At 52.2% G+C, this 21,270-nt stretch carries 21 protein-coding genes and 2 pseudogenes; 21 read left to right on the forward strand and 2 right to left on the reverse strand.

The window, feature by feature from the left end; genetic code table 11:
- Window positions 1–176: 176 nt before the first annotated feature.
- The 7 genes from cysJ to KCR01S_RS13235 all read left to right on the forward strand — a co-directional run bounded on the left by cysJ (window position 177) and on the right by KCR01S_RS13235 (window position 10,014).
- Window positions 177–1,979 (forward strand): NADPH-dependent assimilatory sulfite reductase flavoprotein subunit, encoded by a 1,803-nt coding sequence (gene cysJ, locus KCR01S_RS13205; protein ID WP_061283188.1) that lies wholly within the window; start codon window positions 177–179, stop codon window positions 1,977–1,979.
- Window positions 1,979–3,691: an assimilatory sulfite reductase (NADPH) hemoprotein subunit gene (cysI, locus tag KCR01S_RS13210; protein WP_061283189.1), complete on the forward strand. Its 1,713-nt coding sequence runs from the start codon at window positions 1,979–1,981 to the stop codon at window positions 3,689–3,691. The genes cysJ and cysI overlap by 1 nt, the downstream gene beginning before the upstream one ends.
- Window positions 3,692–3,752: 61 nt before the next feature.
- Complete coding sequence (gene cysH / locus KCR01S_RS13215; RefSeq protein WP_061283190.1) at window positions 3,753–4,487, forward strand: phosphoadenosine phosphosulfate reductase; 735 nt, start codon at window positions 3,753–3,755, stop codon at window positions 4,485–4,487.
- A 355-nt stretch (window positions 4,488–4,842) separates the two neighbouring features.
- Window positions 4,843–6,183, forward strand: a complete 1,341-nt coding sequence (locus KCR01S_RS13220) for an ISNCY family transposase (RefSeq protein WP_000589001.1) — start codon at window positions 4,843–4,845, stop codon at window positions 6,181–6,183.
- A 421-nt stretch (window positions 6,184–6,604) separates the two neighbouring features.
- Complete coding sequence (locus KCR01S_RS13225) at window positions 6,605–7,843, forward strand: IS110-like element ISEsa2 family transposase (protein WP_061283191.1); 1,239 nt, start codon at window positions 6,605–6,607, stop codon at window positions 7,841–7,843.
- Between the two features lie 475 nt (window positions 7,844–8,318).
- Window positions 8,319–8,891 carry a cytochrome b/b6 domain-containing protein gene (locus tag KCR01S_RS13230; RefSeq protein ID WP_001515348.1) on the forward strand — a complete coding sequence of 191 codons (573 nt, stop codon included), beginning with the start codon at window positions 8,319–8,321 and terminating at the stop codon, window positions 8,889–8,891.
- 199 nt (window positions 8,892–9,090) lie between these two features.
- Window positions 9,091–10,014, forward strand: coding sequence for a cation diffusion facilitator family transporter (locus KCR01S_RS13235; protein ID WP_000167917.1), 924 nt, complete (start codon window positions 9,091–9,093; stop codon window positions 10,012–10,014).
- 121 nt (window positions 10,015–10,135) lie between these two features.
- Here the strand turns inward: KCR01S_RS13235 and KCR01S_RS25635 are convergent.
- Window positions 10,136–10,252 (reverse strand): annotated as a pseudogene (locus KCR01S_RS25635) (hypothetical protein); the annotation flags it as partial.
- A gap of 24 nt (window positions 10,253–10,276) precedes the next feature.
- Here KCR01S_RS25635 and relB point away from each other — a divergent pair.
- The 3 genes and pseudogenes from relB to KCR01S_RS24230 form a co-directional block, all read left to right on the forward strand.
- Entirely contained in the window at window positions 10,277–10,516 is a 240-nt protein-coding gene (gene relB, locus KCR01S_RS13240) for a type II toxin-antitoxin system antitoxin RelB (RefSeq protein WP_000534858.1), read from the forward strand.
- Window positions 10,516–10,803 (forward strand): type II toxin-antitoxin system mRNA interferase RelE, encoded by a 288-nt coding sequence (gene relE / locus KCR01S_RS13245; protein ID WP_000323025.1) that lies wholly within the window; start codon window positions 10,516–10,518, stop codon window positions 10,801–10,803. Before relB ends, relE begins: the two co-directional genes overlap by 1 nt.
- 61 nt (window positions 10,804–10,864) lie before the next feature.
- Window positions 10,865–11,014: pseudogene (locus tag KCR01S_RS24230) on the forward strand (Hok/Gef family protein); the annotation flags it as partial.
- A 70-nt stretch (window positions 11,015–11,084) separates the two neighbouring features.
- Here the strand turns inward: KCR01S_RS24230 and KCR01S_RS13250 are convergent.
- Entirely contained in the window at window positions 11,085–12,131 is a 1,047-nt protein-coding gene (locus tag KCR01S_RS13250; RefSeq protein ID WP_061283192.1) for an aminopeptidase, read from the reverse strand.
- Between the two features lie 328 nt (window positions 12,132–12,459).
- Here KCR01S_RS13250 and cysD point away from each other — a divergent pair, with 328 nt between their 5' ends.
- From cysD to nlpD, 11 genes are all read left to right on the forward strand, one after another.
- The gene (gene cysD / locus KCR01S_RS13255) at window positions 12,460–13,368 is read left to right on the forward strand and encodes a sulfate adenylyltransferase subunit CysD (protein ID WP_061283193.1); all 909 of its coding nucleotides are present in this window, start codon (window positions 12,460–12,462) and stop codon (window positions 13,366–13,368) included.
- A gap of 9 nt (window positions 13,369–13,377) precedes the next feature.
- Entirely contained in the window at window positions 13,378–14,805 is a 1,428-nt protein-coding gene (cysN, locus tag KCR01S_RS13260; protein ID WP_061283194.1) for a sulfate adenylyltransferase subunit CysN, read from the forward strand.
- The gene (gene cysC, locus KCR01S_RS13265) at window positions 14,805–15,410 is read left to right on the forward strand and encodes an adenylyl-sulfate kinase (RefSeq protein WP_061283195.1); all 606 of its coding nucleotides are present in this window, start codon (window positions 14,805–14,807) and stop codon (window positions 15,408–15,410) included. The genes cysN and cysC overlap by 1 nt, the downstream gene beginning before the upstream one ends.
- Before the next feature lie 43 nt (window positions 15,411–15,453).
- Window positions 15,454–15,780, forward strand: coding sequence for a DUF3561 family protein (locus tag KCR01S_RS13270; RefSeq protein ID WP_061283196.1), 327 nt, complete (start codon window positions 15,454–15,456; stop codon window positions 15,778–15,780).
- 161 nt (window positions 15,781–15,941) lie between these two features.
- A complete protein-coding gene (gene ftsB / locus KCR01S_RS13275) occupies window positions 15,942–16,259 on the forward strand; it encodes a cell division protein FtsB (protein WP_061283197.1) in 318 nt (105 codons plus the stop codon).
- Between the two features lie 19 nt (window positions 16,260–16,278).
- Window positions 16,279–16,989, forward strand: a complete 711-nt coding sequence (gene ispD / locus KCR01S_RS13280) for a 2-C-methyl-D-erythritol 4-phosphate cytidylyltransferase (protein ID WP_061283198.1) — start codon at window positions 16,279–16,281, stop codon at window positions 16,987–16,989.
- Window positions 16,989–17,468 carry a 2-C-methyl-D-erythritol 2,4-cyclodiphosphate synthase gene (gene ispF, locus KCR01S_RS13285; RefSeq protein ID WP_061283199.1) on the forward strand — a complete coding sequence of 160 codons (480 nt, stop codon included), beginning with the start codon at window positions 16,989–16,991 and terminating at the stop codon, window positions 17,466–17,468. The genes ispD and ispF overlap by 1 nt, the downstream gene beginning before the upstream one ends.
- The gene (truD, locus tag KCR01S_RS13290) at window positions 17,465–18,514 is read left to right on the forward strand and encodes a tRNA pseudouridine(13) synthase TruD (RefSeq protein ID WP_061283200.1); all 1,050 of its coding nucleotides are present in this window, start codon (window positions 17,465–17,467) and stop codon (window positions 18,512–18,514) included. The genes ispF and truD overlap by 4 nt, the downstream gene beginning before the upstream one ends.
- Window positions 18,495–19,256 carry a 5'/3'-nucleotidase SurE gene (surE, locus tag KCR01S_RS13295; protein WP_061283201.1) on the forward strand — a complete coding sequence of 254 codons (762 nt, stop codon included), beginning with the start codon at window positions 18,495–18,497 and terminating at the stop codon, window positions 19,254–19,256. Before truD ends, surE begins: the two co-directional genes overlap by 20 nt.
- Entirely contained in the window at window positions 19,250–19,879 is a 630-nt protein-coding gene (locus KCR01S_RS13300; RefSeq protein ID WP_061283202.1) for a protein-L-isoaspartate(D-aspartate) O-methyltransferase, read from the forward strand. Before surE ends, KCR01S_RS13300 begins: the two co-directional genes overlap by 7 nt.
- Before the next feature lie 176 nt (window positions 19,880–20,055).
- Window positions 20,056–21,147: a murein hydrolase activator NlpD gene (gene nlpD, locus KCR01S_RS13305; RefSeq protein WP_233269662.1), complete on the forward strand. Its 1,092-nt coding sequence runs from the start codon at window positions 20,056–20,058 to the stop codon at window positions 21,145–21,147.
- Window positions 21,148–21,270 lie beyond the last annotated feature (123 nt).

The following is a 21,270-nucleotide window of genomic DNA, read 5'->3' on the forward strand; positions in this document are numbered from 1 at the left end:
CAATGGGTTATTCAACCTGTTTTATCGCTATAAACTACCAGGAAAACAGGTTAGTCCATTTGGTTATTTGATATTTCTATCCCTTCTTTAATTGTTATTATCGTCGTCGTTAACCTTACATTCAGTTTTGTTTTTCCTGTTTAGAAAACAGCTTTGCTACTGGAACATAACAACGCATGACAACACAGTCTCCCCCTTCAGCTTTGCTTCCGCTCAACACGGAACAGCTGGCTCGCCTACAGGCGGCAACCACTGATTTAACACCAACCCAGCTTGCCTGGGTTTCCGGCTATTTTTGGGGCGTGCTGAATCAGCAGCCGGGTGCCGCGGCGTTAGCGCCGGCGCCGGCCGCCGTTGAAGCACCGGCCATTACGCTTATTTCCGCCTCGCAAACGGGCAACGCTCGTCGGGTTGCGGAAGCGTTGCGTGATGACCTGCTGGCAGAAAAACTGAACGTGAACCTGGTCAACGCCGGGGATTATAAATTCAAACAAATCGCGTCAGAAAAACTGCTGGTCATCGTGGCTTCCACACAGGGTGAAGGGGAAGCGCCGGAAGAAGCCGTTGCGCTGCATAAGTTCCTGTTCTCGAAAAAAGCGCCGAAACTCAACGATACCGCTTTTGCGGTGCTGGGTCTTGGCGACACGTCTTATGAATTCTTCTGCCAGGCTGGGAAAGATTTCGACAGCAAGCTGGCCGAGTTAGGCGGTGAGCGCCTTCTTGACCGTGTGGATGCCGATGTGGAATTCCAGCCGGCGGCAGCCGAATGGCGTGCGCGTTTGGTTGAGGTGCTGAAAGCCCGCGCTCCGGTGGCAACATCGGTTGCCGTCGCGGCGAGTGGGGCGGTAAATGATATTCATAGCAGCCCGTATACCAAAGAAGCCCCGTTGACCGCATCCTTATCAGTTAACCAGAAAATTACCGGCCGCGATTCAGAAAAAGACGTTCGCCATATTGAAATTGACCTCGGTGATTCTGGCCTACGCTATCAGCCTGGCGATGCGCTGGGCGTGTGGTATCAAAACGACCCAGAGCTGGTGAAAGAGCTGGTTGAGCTGCTGTGGCTGAAAGGTGATGAGCCTGTCACCGTGGAAGGTAAAACTCTGCCGCTGGCCGAAGCGCTACAGTGGCACTTCGAACTGACGGTCAACACCGCCAATATTGTTGAAAATTACGCCACGCTGACCCGCAGCGAATCTTTGCTGCCGCTGGTGGGCGATAAGGCGCAATTACAAAAGTATGCGGCAACGACGCCAATCGTTGATATGGTTCGTTTTTCTCCAGCGCAACTAGATGCCGAAGCCTTAATCGGCCTGCTGAGACCCCTCACGCCGCGCTTGTACTCTATCGCGTCTGCACAGGCGGAGGTCGAGAGCGAAGTGCATGTCACCGTGGGCGTGGTGCGCTATGACATTGAAGGCCGTGCCCGTGCGGGCGGCGCTTCCAGCTTCCTTGCCGATCGCGTGGAAGAAGAGGGCGAAGTGCGCGTGTTTATCGAGCACAACGATAATTTCCGCCTGCCTGCCAACCCGCAGACGCCGGTCATTATGATTGGCCCTGGCACCGGTATCGCACCGTTCCGCGCTTTTATGCAGCAGCGTGCTGCCGATGGCGCGGAAGGTAAAAACTGGCTGTTCTTTGGCAACCCGCACTTCACCGAGGATTTCCTCTATCAGGTTGAGTGGCAGCGCTACGTAAAAGAAGGCGTACTGAGCCGTATTGATATGGCCTGGTCCAGAGATCAAAAAGAAAAAGTCTACGTACAAGACAAACTGCGCGAACAGGGCGCAGAACTGTGGCGCTGGATTAATGACGGTGCCCACATTTATGTCTGCGGCGACGCCAATCGCATGGCGAAAGACGTCGAGCAGGTATTACTGGAAGTGATTGCTGAATTCGGTGCAATGGACATCGAAGCGGCGGATGAATTTTTAAGTGAGCTGCGCGTTGAGCGCCGTTATCAGCGAGATGTCTACTAATGAGCGAAAAACACCCAGGGCCTTTAGTGGTCGAAGGCAAACTGACTGACGCCGAGCGTATGAAGCGTGAGAGTAACTTCCTGCGCGGTACCATCGCGGAAGATCTCAACGACGGCCTGACCGGCGGCTTCCACGGCGATAACTTCCTGCTGATCCGTTTTCACGGCATGTACCAGCAGGATGACCGCGATATCCGCGCTGAACGTGCCGCGCAGAAGCTGGAGCCGCGCCACGCGATGCTGCTGCGCTGCCGTCTGCCGGGTGGGGTTATCACCCCTACGCAGTGGAAAGCGATCGATAAATTTGCCGCTGATAACACCATCTACGGCAGCATCCGCCTGACTAACCGTCAGACGTTCCAGTTCCACGGGATTCTGAAAAAGAACGTTAAGCCGGTGCACCAAATGCTGCATTCGGTCGGTCTTGATGCGTTGGCGACCGCGAACGACATGAACCGAAACGTGCTGTGTACTTCCAACCCGTACGAGTCGCAGCTGCACGCCGAAGCCTACGAGTGGGCGAAGAAGATTTCTGAACATCTGCTGCCGCGCACTCGCGCTTATGCGGAGATCTGGCTCGATCAAAAGAAAGTGGCGACGACCGATGAAGAGCCGATCCTCGGTGCAACCTATCTGCCGCGTAAGTTTAAAACTACCGTGGTGATCCCGCCGCAGAACGACATCGATCTCCACGCCAACGACATGAACTTCGTGGCAATCGCGGAAAACGGCAAGCTGATAGGCTTTAACCTGCTGGTAGGCGGCGGTTTATCTATCGAACACGGCAACAAGAAAACCTACGCCCGCACGGCGAGTGAGTTTGGCTTCCTGCCGCTGGAACACACCCTGGCGGTGGCGGAAGCGGTGGTGACCACCCAGCGTGATTGGGGTAACCGTACCGACCGTAAAAATGCCAAGACGAAGTACACGCTTGAGCGCGTTGGCGTCGACACCTTCAAAGCTGAAGTAGAGCGCCGCGCGGGGATCAAATTTGAACCAATCCGTCCATACGAATTTACCAGTCGTGGTGATCGCATTGGCTGGGTGAAAGGGATCGACAAAAACTGGCACCTGACGCTGTTCATTGAAAACGGCCGTATTCTGGATTACCCAGGTCGTCCGCTGAAAACCGGGCTGCTTGAGATCGCCAAAATCCACAAAGGCGATTTCCGTATTACCGCCAACCAGAACCTGATTATTGCCAGCGTACCGGAAAGTCAAAAGGCGGCAATCGAGAAGCTGGCGCGTGACCACGGGCTGATGGATGCGGTGAAACCGCAGCGTGAAAACTCGATGGCCTGCGTGTCGTTCCCGACCTGTCCTTTGGCGATGGCGGAAGCTGAGCGTTTCCTGCCGTCATTCACCGACAAAGTGGAGGCGGTACTGGAGAAACACGGGATCCCTGACGAGCACATCGTCATGCGTGTGACCGGCTGCCCGAACGGCTGTGGCCGCGCGATGTTGGCGGAAATTGGTCTGGTGGGGAAAGCGCCGGGTCGCTATAACCTGCATCTTGGTGGCAACCGCAGCGGGTCACGAATTCCGCGTATGTATCGGGAAAATATCACCGAGCCGGAAATCCTGGGTTCGATTGACGAACTGGTAGGGCGCTGGGCGAAAGAGCGTGAAGCGGGTGAAGGCTTCGGCGACTTTACGGTGCGTGCGGGCATCATTCGCCCGGTGCTCGATCCGGCGCGAGATTTCTGGGAATAACGTCTGATTGCCGGATGGCGGTGTCATTGCACCATCCGGCAAAGCAAACTGTGAGGAACCTATGTCCAAACTCGATCTAAACGCGCTGAATGAACTGCCGAAAGTTGACCGCGTGCTGGCGCTGGCGGAAACCAACGCCAGGCTGGAAAAGCTCACTGCCGAAGAGCGTGTGGCCTGGGCGCTGGAAAATCTGCCCGGTGAATATGTACTCTCTTCAAGCTTTGGGATTCAGGCGGCGGTGAGTCTGCATCTGGTGAACCAGATCCGTCCGGATATTCCGGTGATCCTGACCGATACCGGCTACCTGTTCCCGGAAACCTATCAGTTTATCGACGAGTTAACGGACAAACTCAAACTCAACCTGCAGGTTTACCGCGCGAAAGAGAGTGCGGCCTGGCAAGAGGCGCGCTACGGCAAGCTGTGGGAGCAGGGCGTTGAAGGCATTGAGAAATACAATGACATCAACAAAGTTGAGCCGATGAATCGGGCGCTGGAAGAATTGAATGCGCAGACCTGGTTTGCCGGTCTTCGCCGCGAACAGTCGGGTAGCCGCGCGACGCTGCCAGTGCTGGCTATCCAGCGCGGAGTGTTTAAGGTGCTGCCGATCATCGACTGGGATAACCGGACGGTCTACCAGTACCTGCAAAAGCACGGTCTGAAATACCATCCGCTGTGGGATCAGGGGTATCTGTCGGTCGGCGATACCCATACCACCCGCAAATGGGAGCCAGGCATGGCGGAAGAAGAGACGCGCTTCTTCGGGTTAAAACGCGAGTGTGGTTTACACGAGGGTTAAGGTTAACTCGCTGAAATTCAACGCCTCCGACTTAGATGCCGGGGGCGTTTTTTTATCGCGCGAGCAAGATTCCAGATTTGGCGTCAGGCCGCATGAGTGGCGACTGGTCGGTTATAGAATCTCACCGGGTGCTTGAGGCTTTTTGGGCTTTGGGCATTTTCAGGGTTCCAGAAAGACGAAAGCCCCAGGCGATATTACTATCAACCTGAGGCCAGCGTATGAACCCAGACAGTTCAAATGTTAGCCTCTTCTTTGCAGGGAGGCAAGGATATGCTGACAAATGTTAACACCAAGCTGTAATGTCCCCTTTGAACCATTCTAAAATGTCCCCAGACAATTCTCTGGGGGATTTTTCATGATCAAAGAGACTGTTACGATGAGTCATAAGGAACTCGACCGACTTCACATTATTCAGGAGTCACTTAATCGCCATATTACTCAGGAACAAGCTGCGGCACGCATTGGCATTTCTATTCGGCAGGTTAAACGTCTGGTGCAACGGTATAGAAATGAAGGGCCTTCTGGTCTAGTTTCCCGCCGACGTGGAAAGCGTCCCAATAATTCCTTTTCTACCGAATTCAGAGCAACAGTAATTTCACTCCTCAAAGGCCGCTACGCTGATTTTGGACCTACGCTTGCGTGCGAAAAATTGCGCGAGATACACGGCTTGTGTTTATCCATTGAAACTCTCAGGAAGTGGATGGTAGAGGAGGGCATATGGCGCGAACGTCGTCGTAAGTTTGCCCGAATTTATCAGCGCCGGATGCGGCGCCCATCCTACGGTGAACTCATCCAGATTGATGGCTCGCCTCATGACTGGTTTGAAGGTCGGGGCCCCAAATGCACACTGATAGTCTTTATCGATGATGCTACCAGCGCTCTGATGGCGCTACGATTCGCTCCTGCAGAAACAACCCGGGCTTACATGGAAACCCTCCGGGGTTACCTTAATGATCATGGCGTACCACTGGCTCTCTATTCTGACAGACACAGTATATTCAGAGTAAATAACCCGGAGCGGGAAGGAGAGTTGACTCAGTTCACACGTGCGATAAAGACACTGGGCATCGAGCCAATCCATGCCAACAGCCCGCAGGCAAAAGGGCGGGTAGAGCGTGCCAATCAGACACTGCAGGACAGGCTGGTCAAAGAAATGCGGCTTCAGGGTATCAGTGATATTGAAACAGCAAACGCATGGTTGCCGACCTTTATTGAAGCCTATAACAACCGGTTTGCTACGCCGCCTCGTATTGCTGATAACGCCCATCTTGATGTACACCATTCTGAAGAGGAACTGGGTTATATCTTCAGCCTCCAGGCGAAGCGCGTTCTCTCCAAAAATCTCACTTTCCAGTACAAAAGCAGTGCGTTTCAGATTCGCAGTGAAGGCCGGGGATATCGACTTCGGCATTCGGTTGTCACGGTATGCGAAAGCTTTAACGGTGAAATTAAGGTTCTGTATGATGGGAAAGCGTTGGGATGGGAAAAATATGTTGATGGCCCGGAGCCTATACCACTGGATGATGAAAAAAGTGTCCATGAACGTGTGGATAATGCCCGTTTTGATTTACGCTCAAAATTCTACGTAAAACCTAAAGCTGACCATCCTTGGCTCACGCGCCGCACGCAAAGTAATCAGCAAGTGAAGCCCCCTAAATTACCCAGAAAGAAGGCTGATCCCGATAAAATGGACTGAAACCAGGCGTTATTCAGTTGAGTGCATATCCAGTCATAGGATAGATTCTTACGTAGCGTTTCTGGCGTGCATTTTCGGGTGGTTTGTTACTGTTTTTAACGGGGACACGTCAGAAACGCGCTCAGGCCGTCTGAGCGGTACGCGTAATGCGGCGTTATGGTAAATAGCCTATGCTAATGTCCGCTAAGAGCGAGATATAGTCATTCGTACCCTGAGAATTACACTTTGAAGTGATTCAGGGTATGCGCTTACTGGTTACGAATATTGAGCGAGAATCATGTGATGATCGCCGCTTTTCTTTCGAGCCAGTAGGTGCTCCACGTTCGCTAACGAATACTCAGGGCATGCAGATAAACTGCTGGCTATATTTCTTTCGAAGAGCGTGGAATGCATACCAATCCCCGATAAAAAGGAGTTGGTGATGACTGTGACTAATCAATTTGCTGCGCACGTTGGTCTGGACTGGGCTGATAAAAAACACGATGTCTGTGTTCAGTTTAAAAACGGTGAACGCGTATTCGATGTGATTGAACATACAGCAGAAGCGCTTGATGCCTGGCTTACTGAGTTACACCAGAAAGTAAAAGGTAGAATCGCAATAGCTCTCGAACTGAAGAAGGGCCCCGTGGTATATGCTCTTCAAAAATACCCCTTTATCACCGTTTTCCCCGTCCACGCATTGTCCCTGGCTCGTTATCGGCAAGCCTTCTCGCCCAGCGGCGCTAAAGATGATCCGCAGGATGCCGAGCTGGCATTAGAGTTAATGCTGCGTTACCCCCAGAAGATAAAAGCTATTGAACCCGACAATGCGGATATTCGCTTACTTCAGCAACTGGTTGAGCAACGTCGTCAGTTGGTTGAAGATAAACGACGCTTTGTGAACCGGATAATCAACACGCTTAAACAGTATTATCCTCAGCCACTGGAGTGGTTCTCACATCGGGGTAGCTTACTGTTGTGTGAGCTGATTATCCGGTGGCCCAGTCTGCAACAACTGAAACGAGCCAGACGCGACACGATCCGCAACTTTCTGAATGCCAAAGGTGGTCGCGCTATGGCCCTTACCGAGCAACGTGTTGCGAGTATTGATAATGCGATCCCATTGACTACAGACCCGAGTGTTATAGAGGCTAATGCTTTGATGGCAGCAGCACTGGCGACACAAATTAAAGTCGTGAGTGAAATCATCAAAACCTATGACGAACGAATCGAAACGCTGTTTGACACATTGCCAGATGTGGGGCTGTTCAAATCACTTCCGGGCATGGGACCGTGCATGGGCCCACGGATGCTTGCTGCACTTGGTGATAACCGTGACCGGTTTAACAGCGCTGAAGAAATTCAAAACTACGCAGGTATAGCACCGGTGACCGAACGAAGCGGCCAAAAATCCTGGGTTCACTGGCGATGGCAATGTGCCAAGTTCGTCAGGCAGACCTTTGTTGAATGGGCTGCCAAGACGGTTAATTCATCATACTGGGCCAAACTGTATTATCAGGGCCTCAGAGAAAAGGGCAAATCTCATCAGTCTGCGATCCGGGCACTGGCGTTCAAATGGATAAGGATCATTTACCGCTGCTGGAAGGCCAGAACCTGTTATGACGAAGCGAAATATTTGCTGGCTCTCGAAGCGAGACACTCGCCCTTACTGAAGCCATAAAAAGCTTGTCGAATGTCTCAGGGCGTGAAGCGGACATTGCAGACTGCCCAGTAGAAAAAGTGCTATCAGAATTATCTAAAGGAAGATCGTATTTACCATGTCTCATTCTAACTGTTTAATAAATTACAAAAATTAAAATTTCCATTTAATATCATCGCGTTAAGCAAGAGAATTAAACCTCTCATTTAATTTATGATTCTTATTTAATTCATGAGTTGGTGTAAAAATAGGTTGCCGCACTATAGAAAGACACATATTTAAACCCAGCAGGAAATCATATTTGAAAGTAATGTGTTTAAGGGGCTGCGTAACAAGAACAGCAAGTAAACACATAGTAATAACAGTTACCATTCCCATTTCGCAAGTGGCCATATCAGAGGTGAACTAATGCCTGCTGCAATTTTAAGAATTAAGGTTATCCTAATAATTCTTTTGTATGATTAAGATCATCGATAAATTTACTAAGGACTCATTAATGAAATTGCGACTCTGGAATCTATTACCCCATGATTACGCTCCTTTTTTTCGTATTCTTCACATCATTGTGGCATTTCTAATATTATCACAAATTATTAACTCTAATCTGACAGAGACCGAAGCAATTGGTGAACATAGTCTTGAAGGAGTTATAACCTGGATGCACATTATTTCAGGGTTAGGACTGATTATTTGTGGTTTTATTATGTTAAGTTGGATGCTTACTCAAAGAGGTTTTACTTATTATTTTTCATGGGTAGGGCTTGACTTTAGTGGTATTAAGCAAGATATAAAAACGTTGACTAGTTTCCGACTGCCCGATGCACATTCGGGAGGTATTGCCAGTACAATCCAAGGATTTGGAGTTCTAGCATTGCTAATTGTAGCACTTTCAGGTGGCCTATGGTTCTTGTTGAATACCATGCAGTCAAATCTGGCTGAAACAGTAATCCACTGGCATAAGTTCTTTACTACTTTCATTGAGGTCTATTTTTATGCACATGGTGCAATGGGAGTTTTGCATATTTTAATTGAAAAATATAAAAGCCGCTCAGTTAACCTAAGTGACTAATCTGTTGTGAGATAATATTACTTCAAGTTGAAGAAAACCCTAAAAATAAAATTTAGTTTACTAGAAGATGAAACAGCACTTGCAGAGACTTTTTAATTAAATTTAATAAAAACGAAAAAATATTCATGGCGAAATGATTGTTTAATTATCTATCATGGATAGAAATGTGAGTTAGTCGTCCTATTTTAGGAAGTTAATAATGACTAAAACAAAAGGGTTACCTCGTCCGCTGACGCACTACGCTTGGCTTTCCATTGCCACGGCTATTGCCACTATCGGACTCAAAGGTGTGGCGTGGAAAATGACCGGTTCGGTCGGTCTGCTATCTGATGCCATCGAATCCGTAGTTAACCTCGCAGGAGCCCTAATGGCGCTCTGGATGCTGACCTTGGCTGCGCTTCCGGCCGATGAGAACCATGCATATGGGCACGGCAAAGCCGAATATTTCTCGAGTGCTTTCGAAGGATTTCTGATCCTATTGGCGGCAGCCAGTATCGCCTATACCGCAGTTGAGCGGATGTTAACTCCACAGCCGCTTGAGGAGATTGGTCTCGGATTACTGGTTTCAACAGTCGCATCAATCCTTAATTTTGTGACGGCTCGCATTTTGTTAAGGGCTGGCAGGCAGCACAACTCTATCACTCTTGAGGCAGATGCTCATCACCTGCTGACCGATGTCTGGACGTCGGTCGGTGTCATTTTTGGTGTCGGACTGGTTTATCTGACCGGCTGGTTTTGGGTCGATCCGATCGTTGCATTGCTGGTCGCAGCCAACATCGTTTGGACTGGTTATCAGCTTATGAGTCGTTCAGCTGCAGGTCTGATGGACGTATCGCTACCCACGGAAGAACTCAAAAAAATCGAGTCACTGCTGGCAGGATATCGTGAACAGGGGCTTGATTTCCATGCACTACGTACACGCCAGGCTGGCGGGCGGGCGTTTATGACAATGCACATCCTAGTTCCTGGGCGATGGACTGTTCAATATGGGCACGACTGGGCCGAGCGTATAGAGAATGATATCCGCACCGCACTGCCTTTTATCCATATCACCACTCATGTGGAACCGTTGGAAGATCCCGCGTCAATGAACGACCAAACGCTCGACATTTCTGATCACTAAACTAACCACATGTCGCTGGTCGGGCAGGGTAACAAACCTCGCTCTACAAAAATTTCAGGTATTCTCTATAATTCTGAGGGTACTTGATGTGACCTGCGCCCAATTGTTGGGCACGCAATATTTTTAAAAAGTCCGCTTCTGGCACAAAGCGGACAGTGATCACCGTTCTTACGACTACTTTCTGACTTACTTCGTGACTTGCCCTAAGCATGTTGTAGTGCGATACTTGTAATGACATTTGTAATTACAAGGGGTGTAAGACATGGGTAGCATTAACCTACGTATTGACGATGAACTTAAAGCGCGTTCTTACGCCGCGCTTGAAAAAATGGGCGTAACTCCTTCTGAAGCGCTTCGTCTCATGCTCGAGTATATCGCTGACAATGAACGCTTGCCGTTCAAACAGACACTCCTGAGTGATGAAGATGCTGAACTTGTGGAGATAGTGAAAGAACGACTTCGTAATCCTAAGCCAGTACGTGTGACGCTGGATGAACTCTGATGGCGTATTTTCTGGATTTTGACGAGCGGGCACTAAAGGAATGGCGAAAGCTGGGCTCGACGGTACGTGAACAGTTGAAAAAGAAGCTGGTTGAAGTACTTGAGTCACCCCGGATTGAAGCAAACAAGCTCCGTGGTATGCCTGATTGTTACAAGATTAAGCTCCGGTCTTCAGGCTATCGCCTTGTATACCAGGTTATAGACGAGAAAGTTGTCGTTTTCGTGATTTCTGTTGGGAAAAGAGAACGCTCGGAAGTATATAGCGAGGCGGTCAAACGCATTCTCTGAACCAAAGCATGACATCTCTGTTTCGCACCGATGGTGACACTTCTGCTTTGCGTTGACAGATATGCTGACAAAGTACGCCCTGGTGGCAATCATTGTGCTGTGCGCAACGGCATTAGGATTCACGCTGATGGTGCGCGATTCGCTGTGCGAATTGAGTATCCGGGAGCGGGGTATGGAGTTTAAAGCTATTCTCGCTTACGAACCGAAGAAGTCGCCATCACGCGGGGAGAGCTCCCCGCGTATTGACTGTTTAGCTTTATCCTCAGCACCCATCTTAAGGACTAGCTGCGTTTTTCTGCTTTTGCCAGCTCTTGCATTAGCGGCATCATCACCCGAACCACTTCGCGACTGCGGCGTTCAATGCGGCCCGGCAGCGCTTTATCAAGATATTGCTGGTTGTCGAGATGGGCGTTGTGCCAGCTCGTGCCATCCGGGAAGCTGGCGCTTTTGGCCCGCTGCTGGAAGCCATCTTTTTTACCCAGCGACCAGTTGGTTGCTTCGACGGAAAGCACCGGGATCCCCGCTTTATCAAACACGTCGGCATCATTACAGCAGCCGGTACCCTGCGGATACTGTGGATTGAGCCCTGGATTGGTTGCCGCGGCGATGCCTCTGCTGCGGGCGATAGTGAGCGCACGATCGCGGGTTACCTTACGCACTGATGCCGGTGTTTTCACGCCGCTGTTAAAGTAGATTTTGTCACCCACGACCAGATTATCGAGGTTAATGACCAACAGCGTATTTTTCTTCTCGGCGCTGCTCATGCGTTTTAACAAATTCTCTGCGCCCAGTTTCCCTTCCTCTTCACCGCTGGTGGCGATAAAGCGGATACCATATTCCGTAGGAATATTTTTAAAACGTTCGGCCAGCTCCAGCATCACGCCGAGACCCATCGCGTTATCATCGATACCTTGCAGAGTCAGGCCGCCGAGATTTTTTTCTACGTCACTGTCGCTGCGGGGGGCGTAGGTATCAAGATGCGCCATGACGATAATTTGCTGGCTGGACTTGCCTTCATGCGCTGCAATCACGGTGCTTCCGGTGATGTTATGCCAGTTCTTACGGTTATCTTTGCTGGTATAGATATAACGGCTGCTGAAGGTACGGATATCGCTCTGGTAGCCCATTTGAGCAAACTGCTGACGGATGTAGTCAGCTGAAAGCATTTCAGCTGGCGTACCGGTGATGCGGCCGGGGAAATAGGTGGCGATATAACGAGCTTGAGTATTGGCGATGGAGCCCAGCGAGGCGGTTGCCGCATGTACCGGGAGGGTAATACATACGCCGAGCGCCAGGGCTGCCATGCAGTGGCGCAGTGCGGAGAACATAGGTAATCCTTACAACAGAGCAAAAAAATAGACGCGCCTAGTATGAAACCGTGCTTTTCATTACACAATTTCAAATGCTCTTAAATGCCGGAAAAATAGCGCGTTAAGCACTTTTTGATATTTGTTTTTCTATCCCGTTATTCCTTTCAGTAACAACTCATTCCTTTTCGTAATTTCATTTGGTCTGAGCCTCCCCCTATAGTCCCTCTATTGCTGATTGTTAGCGAGTTGTAGCACCACGACCGCAACAACAAACAAAACGTGCTGACGACGCTATCAAGCCCCAACACACAACAGACATGCGATGAATCAGGCTTAAGGAATGGTTATGGACCAAAAACGACTTACTCACCTGCGGCAACTGGAGGCGGAAAGCATCCATATTATCCGTGAGGTGGCCGCCGAATTCTCTAATCCGGTGATGATGTACTCCATCGGGAAAGATTCCAGCGTAATGCTGCATCTGGCGCGCAAGGCGTTTTACCCAGGCACGTTACCGTTCCCGTTGCTGCACGTGGATACCGGCTGGAAATTCCGTGAAATGTACGAATTCCGCGATCGCACGGCGAAGGCCTACGGCTGTGAGCTGTTGGTGCACAAAAACCCAGAAGGGGTGGCGATGGGGATTAACCCATTCGTGCACGGTAGCGCCAAGCATACTGACATTATGAAAACTGAAGGGCTGAAGCAGGCGCTGAATAAATACGGCTTTGACGCCGCCTTCGGGGGCGCGCGCCGCGATGAAGAGAAATCGCGCGCCAAAGAGCGTATCTACTCCTTCCGCGATCGCTTCCATCGCTGGGACCCAAAAAACCAGCGTCCGGAACTGTGGCATAACTACAACGGCCAGATTAATAAAGGCGAAAGCATCCGCGTCTTCCCGCTGTCTAACTGGACCGAGCTGGATATCTGGCAGTACATCTACCTGGAAAACATTGAGATCGTTCCTCTGTACCTGGCTGCCGAACGTCCGGTTCTGGAACGTGACGGTATGTTGATGATGATCGATGACGACCGGATTGATTTGCAGCCGGGTGAAGTTATCAAAAAACGCATGGTGCGTTTCCGTACCCTGGGATGCTGGCCGTTGACCGGCGCGGTAGAGTCTGACGCGCAGACGCTGCCGGAAATCATCGAAGAGATGCTGGTTTCCACCACCAGTGAACGTCAGGGACGCATGATTGACCGCGATCAGGCAGGCTCCATGGAGCTTAAAAAACGTCAGGGTTATTTCTAAGGAGCCGCCATGAATACCACTATTGCACAACAAATCGCTGATGAAGGCGGGGTTGAAGCGTATCTGCACGCCCAGCAGCACAAAAGCCTGCTGCGCTTTTTGACCTGCGGCAGCGTGGATGACGGCAAAAGTACGCTGATTGGCCGTCTGCTGCACGACACCCGACAGATTTATGAAGATCAGCTGTCATCGCTGCACAACGACAGTAAACGTCATGGTACCCAGGGCGAGAAGCTCGATCTGGCGCTGCTGGTGGATGGTTTGCAGGCCGAGCGCGAGCAGGGCATTACCATCGATGTGGCCTATCGCTATTTCTCTACCGAAAAGCGTAAATTTATAATTGCCGACACCCCGGGGCATGAGCAGTACACCCGTAACATGGCGACCGGTGCCTCCACCTGCGATCTGGCGATCCTGCTTATTGATGCGCGTAAAGGCGTGCTGGATCAGACCCGTCGTCACAGCTTTATCTCGACGCTGCTGGGTATCAAACACCTGGTGGTGGCGATTAACAAAATGGATCTCGTCGGCTACAGCGAAGAGACCTTTAACACCATTCGCGAAGAGTATCTGACCTTCGCAGAACAGCTGCCGGGGAACCTGGATATTCGCTTTGTGCCGCTTTCGGCGCTGGAAGGCGATAACGTGGCGAGCCAAAGTGCGAATATCCCGTGGTACAGCGGCCCAACGCTGCTGGAAGTGCTGGAAACCGTAGCGATTCGTCGTACGGTTGAAACTCAGCCAATGCGCTTCCCGGTGCAGTACGTCAACCGTCCAAACCTTGATTTCCGCGGCTTCTCCGGTACCGTTGCTTCTGGCAGCGTGAAGGTGGGGCAGCGCATTAAAGTGCTGCCATCGGGCGTTGAGTCCAGCATTGCGCGTATTGTGACGTTCGACGGCGATCTGCAGGAAGCCGCCGCCGGTGAAGCGGTGACGCTGGTTCTTAAAGACGAAATCGACATCAGCCGCGGCGATTTGCTACTGGATGCGCAGGATACTTTACCTTCGGTGCAGCGCGCCTCGGTGGACGTGGTATGGATGGCGGAGCAACCACTGTCCGCCGGACAAAGCTACGACATTAAGGTTGCGGGTAAGAAAACCCGCGCTCGCGTGGACGGCATTCAGTATCAGGTGGATATCAACAACCTGACCCAGCGCGAAGTTGACGCGCTACCGCTCAACGGGATTGGCCTGGTGGATCTCACTTTTGATGAGCCGCTGGTGCTTGATAAATATCAGGAAAATCCGGTGACCGGTGGCCTTATCTTTATCGACCGTTTAACCAACGTCACCGTCGGTGCCGGTATGGTGCGTGAGCCGAATACCGAGGAAGCTGGCGTGGCGTCTGAGTTCAGCGCTTTTGAGCTGGAACTTAACGCGCTGGTCCGCAAGCACTTCCCACACTGGGGCGCGCGCGATTTGCTGGGAGGGAAATAATGGCTCAGCATGACGAAAACGTCGTCTGGCACGCCCATCCCGTTACCGCGCAGCAGCGTGAACAACTCCACGGTCACCGTGGAGTTGTGCTGTGGTTCACCGGGCTTTCGGGCTCGGGGAAATCGACCGTCGCTGGGGCACTGGAAGAGGCGCTGCACCAGCTTGGTGTCAGCACCTATTTGCTGGATGGCGATAACGTTCGCCATGGCCTGTGCAGCGATCTCGGGTTCACCGACGGCGATCGTAAAGAAAATATTCGCCGCGTGGGCGAAGTGGCGAAACTGATGGTGGATGCCGGATTAGTGGTGCTGACCGCCTTTATTTCGCCGCATCGCGCAGAACGTCAGATGGTGCGTGAACGGGTTGGGAGCGATCGTTTCTTTGAGATCTTTGTGGATACCTCTCTTGCGACCTGCGAAGCGCGCGATCCGAAAGGTTTATATAAAAAAGCGCGGGCCGGCGAGCTGCGGAATTTCACCGGGATTGATTCAGCATATGAATCACCAGAGCAGCCAGCAATTCATCTCGATGGTGAACAATTAGTAACAAATTTGGTTGCGCAATTATTAGATCTACTGAGACAGAGCGATATTATCAGATCCTGAAAAGGTGCCGGAGTTGGTTTACTCCGGCCTAACAGGATTATTTATGCGTAATACTCAGAACCTCAACGTGACCCAAACAGAGTCACTGGCCCCCGCGTATGATGAGACCACATGGTCTTTGTCAGGGGCCTTTGTGGGCTTTGTTGCGTGGTTGATGGCGCTGGGTATCCCCTATCTGCACTATGGCAATAACACGCTATTCTTCTTTCTGTACACGTGGCCTTTCTTTCTGGCGCTGATGCCTGTTGCGGTGGTCATCGGGGTCGCCTTTCATTCCCTGGTCAAAGGCAAACTGGGTTATACCATTGTGACAACCCTGGCGACGGTCGCCGTGCTCTGCGGTTTGTTATTTATGTGGATTATGAGTTAATACGGTTGTATTAGACGCTCAGCGCCGGTTTGGCCGTGACAAGACATGCCTTAGCGCACGTGAAATGTGGTACATTTCCGGCGATATGCAGTATCACCTGCGGCCGGAGTGGAGTATGACGGCAAGTTATGGGATGATAGTGCCGTTTTTCAGGGGGCAGGATGGGTAAATTAACGCTGCTATTACTGGCTTTGCTGGTCTGGCTACAATATTCCTTATGGTTCGGTAAAAATGGTCTTCATGACTTCAGCCGGGTCAACGACGATGTGTCTGTTCAACAGGCCACCAACGCAAAATTAAAAGCGCGCAACGATCAGCTTTTCGCCGAAATTGATGACCTTAACGGCGGCCAGGAAGCTATCGAAGAACGTGCTCGTAATGAACTGAGCATGACCCGTCCGGGCGAAACGTTTTATCGCCTGGTACCGGATGCGTCCAAACGCAACCAGAGTGCGGGGCAAACGCAAACTAATCGATAATCAGTTCCAGGATGACGACATGGCCGTAACTTTTCCGGGCGTATGCGCCGTGGTGCCGGCAGCCGGATTTGGCCGCCGCATGCAAACGGATTGCCCCAAACAATATCTCTCAATCGGTAACAAAACGATTCTTGAACACTCGGTGGATGCGCTGCTGGCGAATGCGCGCGTTCAGCGGGTGATTATCGCCGTCTCTCCCGGAGACGAACGCTTCCAGCAGCTCCCACTTGCCCAACATCCGCAGATTACCGTCGTTGACGGTGGCGCTGAACGCGCTGACTCCGTGCTAGCAGGGCTGCATGCGGCCGCCGATGCGCAATGGGTTCTGGTGCATGACGCGGCCCGCCCGTGTCTGCATCAGGACGATTTAGCGCGTTTGTTAAGCTTGAGCGAAACCAGCCGCGTTGGCGGTATTCTCGCCGCCCCGGTGCGCGATACGATGAAACGCGCTGAACCCGGCAAAACGGCGATTGCCCATACGGTCGATCGTAACGATTTATGGCACGCGCTAACGCCCCAGTTTTTCCCACGCGAGCTGCTGCTTGAGTGCTTAACGCGCGCGCTGAATGAAGGGGCGACGATCACTGACGAAGCGTCAGCCCTCGAATATTGCGGCTTTCACCCCGAGTTGATTGCCGGACGCGCTGATAATATTAAAGTCACTCGCCCGGAAGACCTGGCGCTTGCTGAATTTTACCTCACCCGTACGGGTAACCCGGAGAAAGCATAATGCGAATTGGACACGGTTTTGATGTACACGCCTTTGGCGGCGAAGGCCCGATTATCATTGGCGGCGTACGTATCCCGTATGAAAAAGGGCTGCTGGCGCACTCCGACGGCGACGTTGCGCTGCACGCGCTGACCGATGCACTGCTGGGCGCCGCGGCGCTGGGTGATATCGGCAAACTGTTCCCGGATACCGATCCGGCCTTCAAAGGTGCGGACAGCCGCGCATTGCTGCGTGAAGCCTGGAAACGGGTGCAGGCCAAAGGGTATACCCTGGGTAACGTTGATGTCACCATCATCGCTCAGGCGCCGAAAATGCTGCCACACATTCCGCAAATGCGCGTGTTTATTGCCGAAGATCTCGGCTGCCATATGGATGATGTCAACGTTAAAGCCACCACCACCGAGAAGCTCGGCTTCACAGGCCGTGGCGAAGGCATTGCCTGCGAAGCGGTCGCGCTGCTGAATAAGGCGACGTCATGATTGCGTTTGATAAATTGACCTGGTTGCATGGCCAGCCACAGAGCTCGGGCCTGTTGAAGGCAAATCCAGAAGATTTCCTCGTGGTTGAAGACTTGGGTTTTGAACCGGACGGCGAAGGCGAACATATTCTGGTCCGCATTCTTAAAAACGGCTGCAACACGCGATTTGTTGCTGATGCGCTCGCTAAATTCCTTAAAATACATGCCCGGGAAGTGAGCTTTGCCGGACAAAAAGATAAGCATGCGGTGACCGAACAGTGGCTGTGCGCGCGTGTCCCAGGCAAAGAGATGCCGGACTTAACCCAGTTTCAGTTGGAAGGTTGCCAGGTACTGGAATATGCACGCCATAAGCGTAAGCTGCGTTTAGGGGCGCTGAAAGGCAACCAGTTCACACTGGTGCTGCGTGAAGTGAAAGGGCGCGATGACGTCGAAGCCCGTTTACAGGCGATTGTTGAACGCGGTGTGCCTAACTACTTTGGCGCTCAGCGCTTTGGGATTGGCGGCAGCAACCTGCTTGGCGCGCTGCGCTGGGCGGAAAGCGGAGCACCGGTTCGCGATCGTAATAAACGCAGTTTTTGGTTGTCGGCGGCCCGCAGCGCGTTGTTTAATCAGATTGTGAGTGAACGCCTAAAAAAACCGGACTTTAATCAAGTTGTTGACGGCGATGCGCTACAATTATCCGGGCGCGGTAGCTGGTTTGTTGCCAGCGTTGAAGAGCAGGCAACCTTGCAGGCTCGCGTCGATGCGCGTGAATTGATGATTACCGCAGCGCTGCCGGGTAGCGGCGACTGGGGAACTCAGCGCGATGCGCTGGAATTTGAAAAAGCCGTGCTGGCTGAAGAAATCGCGCTGCAATCTCTGCTGGAGCGCGAAAAAGTTGAGGCTGCTCGCCGTGCGATGCTGCTTTATCCGCAGCAGATGAGCTGGAACTGGTGGGACGACGTCACCGTCGAACTGCGTTTCTGGCTCCCCGCAGGCAGCTTTGCAACCAGCGTGGTAAGGGAACTTATCAATACAACAGGTGATTATGCGAATATTGCTGAGTAACGATGACGGGATTCATGCGCCAGGAATTCAGGCGTTGGCCAGAGCCTTACGGGAATTTGCCGAGGTTCAGGTCGTTGCACCCGATCGTAACCGCAGTGGCGCATCAAACTCGCTGACCCTGGAATCTTCGCTTCGTACCTCCACCTTCGATAATGGCGACATTGCCGTACAGATGGGCACACCGACGGATTGTGTCTACCTGGGCGTCAATGCGCTCATGCGTCCGCGTCCGGATATTGTGGTTTCCGGAATTAATGCCGGACCCAATTTGGGCGATGATGTTATCTATTCCGGCACGGTTGCGGCCGCAATGGAAGGCCGCCATTTAGGCTTTCCGGCGCTGGCCGTCTCATTAAACGGCCATCAGCACTATGATACGGCCGCCGCCGTGACCTGTTCTTTGCTGCGGGCGCTGGCCCGCGAGCCGCTGCGCACCGGGCGTATTCTGAACGTGAACGTCCCCGATCTGCCCCTTGATCACATCAAAGGGATTCGCGTGACGCGCTGCGGCAGTCGTCACCCAGCGGATAAAGTGATTCCGCAGCAGGATCCGCGCGGAAATACGCTGTATTGGATTGGCCCGCCGGGCGATCGGTGTGATGCGGGGCCGGATACGGATTTTGCGGCCGTTGACGCTGGCTACGTTTCGGTGACTCCGCTGCACGTGGATCTTACCGCGCATAGCGCGCATGAGGTGGTCTCCGAGTGGCTGGAGCAGGTGAGGGTTGACGCGCAATGGTAGTCAGTAAACGCATCCAGAGTCTGTTGGACCAGCTTCACCAGCTTGGCATTCGCGATGAGCGAGTGCTTGATGCCCTGGCGCAGGTACCGCGCGAAAAGTTTATCGATGAAGCGTTTGAACACAGTGCGTGGGAAAACGTAGCGCTGCCTATCGGGATGGGACAAACCATTTCGCAACCTTATATGGTGGCGCGCATGACTGAATTACTGGAGCTGACGCCAGAGTCTCGGGTGCTGGAGATCGGCACCGGCTCGGGCTATCAGACGGCGATTCTGGCGCATCTGGTGCATCACGTCTGCTCGGTTGAGCGGATAAAAAGTTTGCAATGGCACGCAAGGCGTCGCCTAAAGCAGCTTGATTTGCATAATGTATCTACCCGTCATGGCGATGGCTGGCAGGGGTGGCAGGCTCGCGCCCCGTTTGACGCCATTATCGTGACGGCGGCTCCGCCGGAGATTCCGGTTGCGTTAATGTCGCAACTGGATGACGACGGCATTCTCGTGTTACCCGTGGGCGATGATCAGCAGTATCTGAAACGCGTTCATCGACGGGGAGGCGAATTTATTATTGATACCGTCGAGGCCGTTCGCTTCGTCCCTCTGGTGAAGGGGGAACTGGCCTGAGACCCGGATTTTTCTGAGGGTTTTCGGCCCGATTCAGCGTATGGTGAACACGTTTTCCAGTGTTCATGACGTGCGTTGCGCGGTATTAAGTCACTGGCAGTTAACCTATTCCTGGGGGATAAATGAGCGCGGGAAGCCCTAAATTTACCGTTAATCGTGTAGTGGCATTGTCACTGATTTCACTTTGGCTGGCCGGTTGTTCTTCATCGAATAATGCGCCAGCGCCAGTTAGCTCCGTCAATAGCAACAGTAACGGCTCTGGCAGCACGAGCTCCGGCATGCTGATTACGCCGCCGCCGAAAATGGGCAGCACGGCACAGTCAACACCTCAGATTCAACCGGTTCAGACGCAGCAAATTCAACCGCAGCAGCGCGTGGTTCAGCCGGTCGCGCAGCAACCTGTGCAAATGGAAAATGGCCATATCGTCTATAACCGCAAATACGGTGATATTCCAAAGGGCAGCTACGCTGGCGGCAGCACCTATACGGTGAAACACGGTGACACGCTGTTCTATATTGCCTGGGTGACCGGCAACGATTTCCGCGACCTTGCGCAGCGTAACAATGTGGCCGCGCCTTACGCGTTGAACGTCGGCCAGGTGCTGCAGGTCGGTAATGCTTCAGGCCAGCCGATTACCGGCAATAACCCTGTCGCTGTGGCCAGTGCGCAGACCAGTAGCGGAAATTCCGGATTAGTCTCAAAACCTGCACAAAATTCAACCGGAGCTGTTGCGTCGACTACCACAATTACGTATTCTGAGGATTCAGGTGAACAAAGTGCTAACAAAATGTTGCCTAATAACAAGCCTGCGACGACTACCGTCACAGCGCCTGTAACGGCACCAACTGCGAGCACAACCGTACCGACTGCCAGCAGTACATCAACCAGTTCGCCAATTTCTTCCTGGCGCTGGCCAACTGACGGCAAGATTATCGAAAACTTTAGCGGCACCGACGGTGGCAATAAAGGTATCGATATTGCGGGCAGTAAAGGACAGGCAATCGTCGCAACCGCCGATGGGCGCGTCGTCTATGCCGGTAACGCACTGCGCGGTTACGGTAATCTTATTATCATCAAACACAACGATGATTACCTGAGTGCTTACGCTCATAACGATACGATGCTGGTAAAAGAGCAACAAGATATCAAGGCGGGGCAGAAAATCGCTACCATGGGTAGCACAGGAACAAGTTCGACACGTTTGCATTTTGAAATTCGTTACAAGGGGAAATCCGTCAACCCGCTGCAGTATTTACCGCAGCGATAATTCGGCAAAGTACTTCACATGAACGCTTTCAGGTGGCGTCGGCAGCCGCAGGGGCTACCTGAAAAGTGACATGATAAGGTGCATTGCCTGGGGATCACGGGTAGGAGCCACCTTAATGAGTCA

Origin of the sequence: Kluyvera cryocrescens NBRC 102467 (genome assembly GCF_001571285.1) — a bacterium.
GTDB classification, from domain to species: domain Bacteria; phylum Pseudomonadota; class Gammaproteobacteria; order Enterobacterales; family Enterobacteriaceae; genus Kluyvera; species Kluyvera cryocrescens.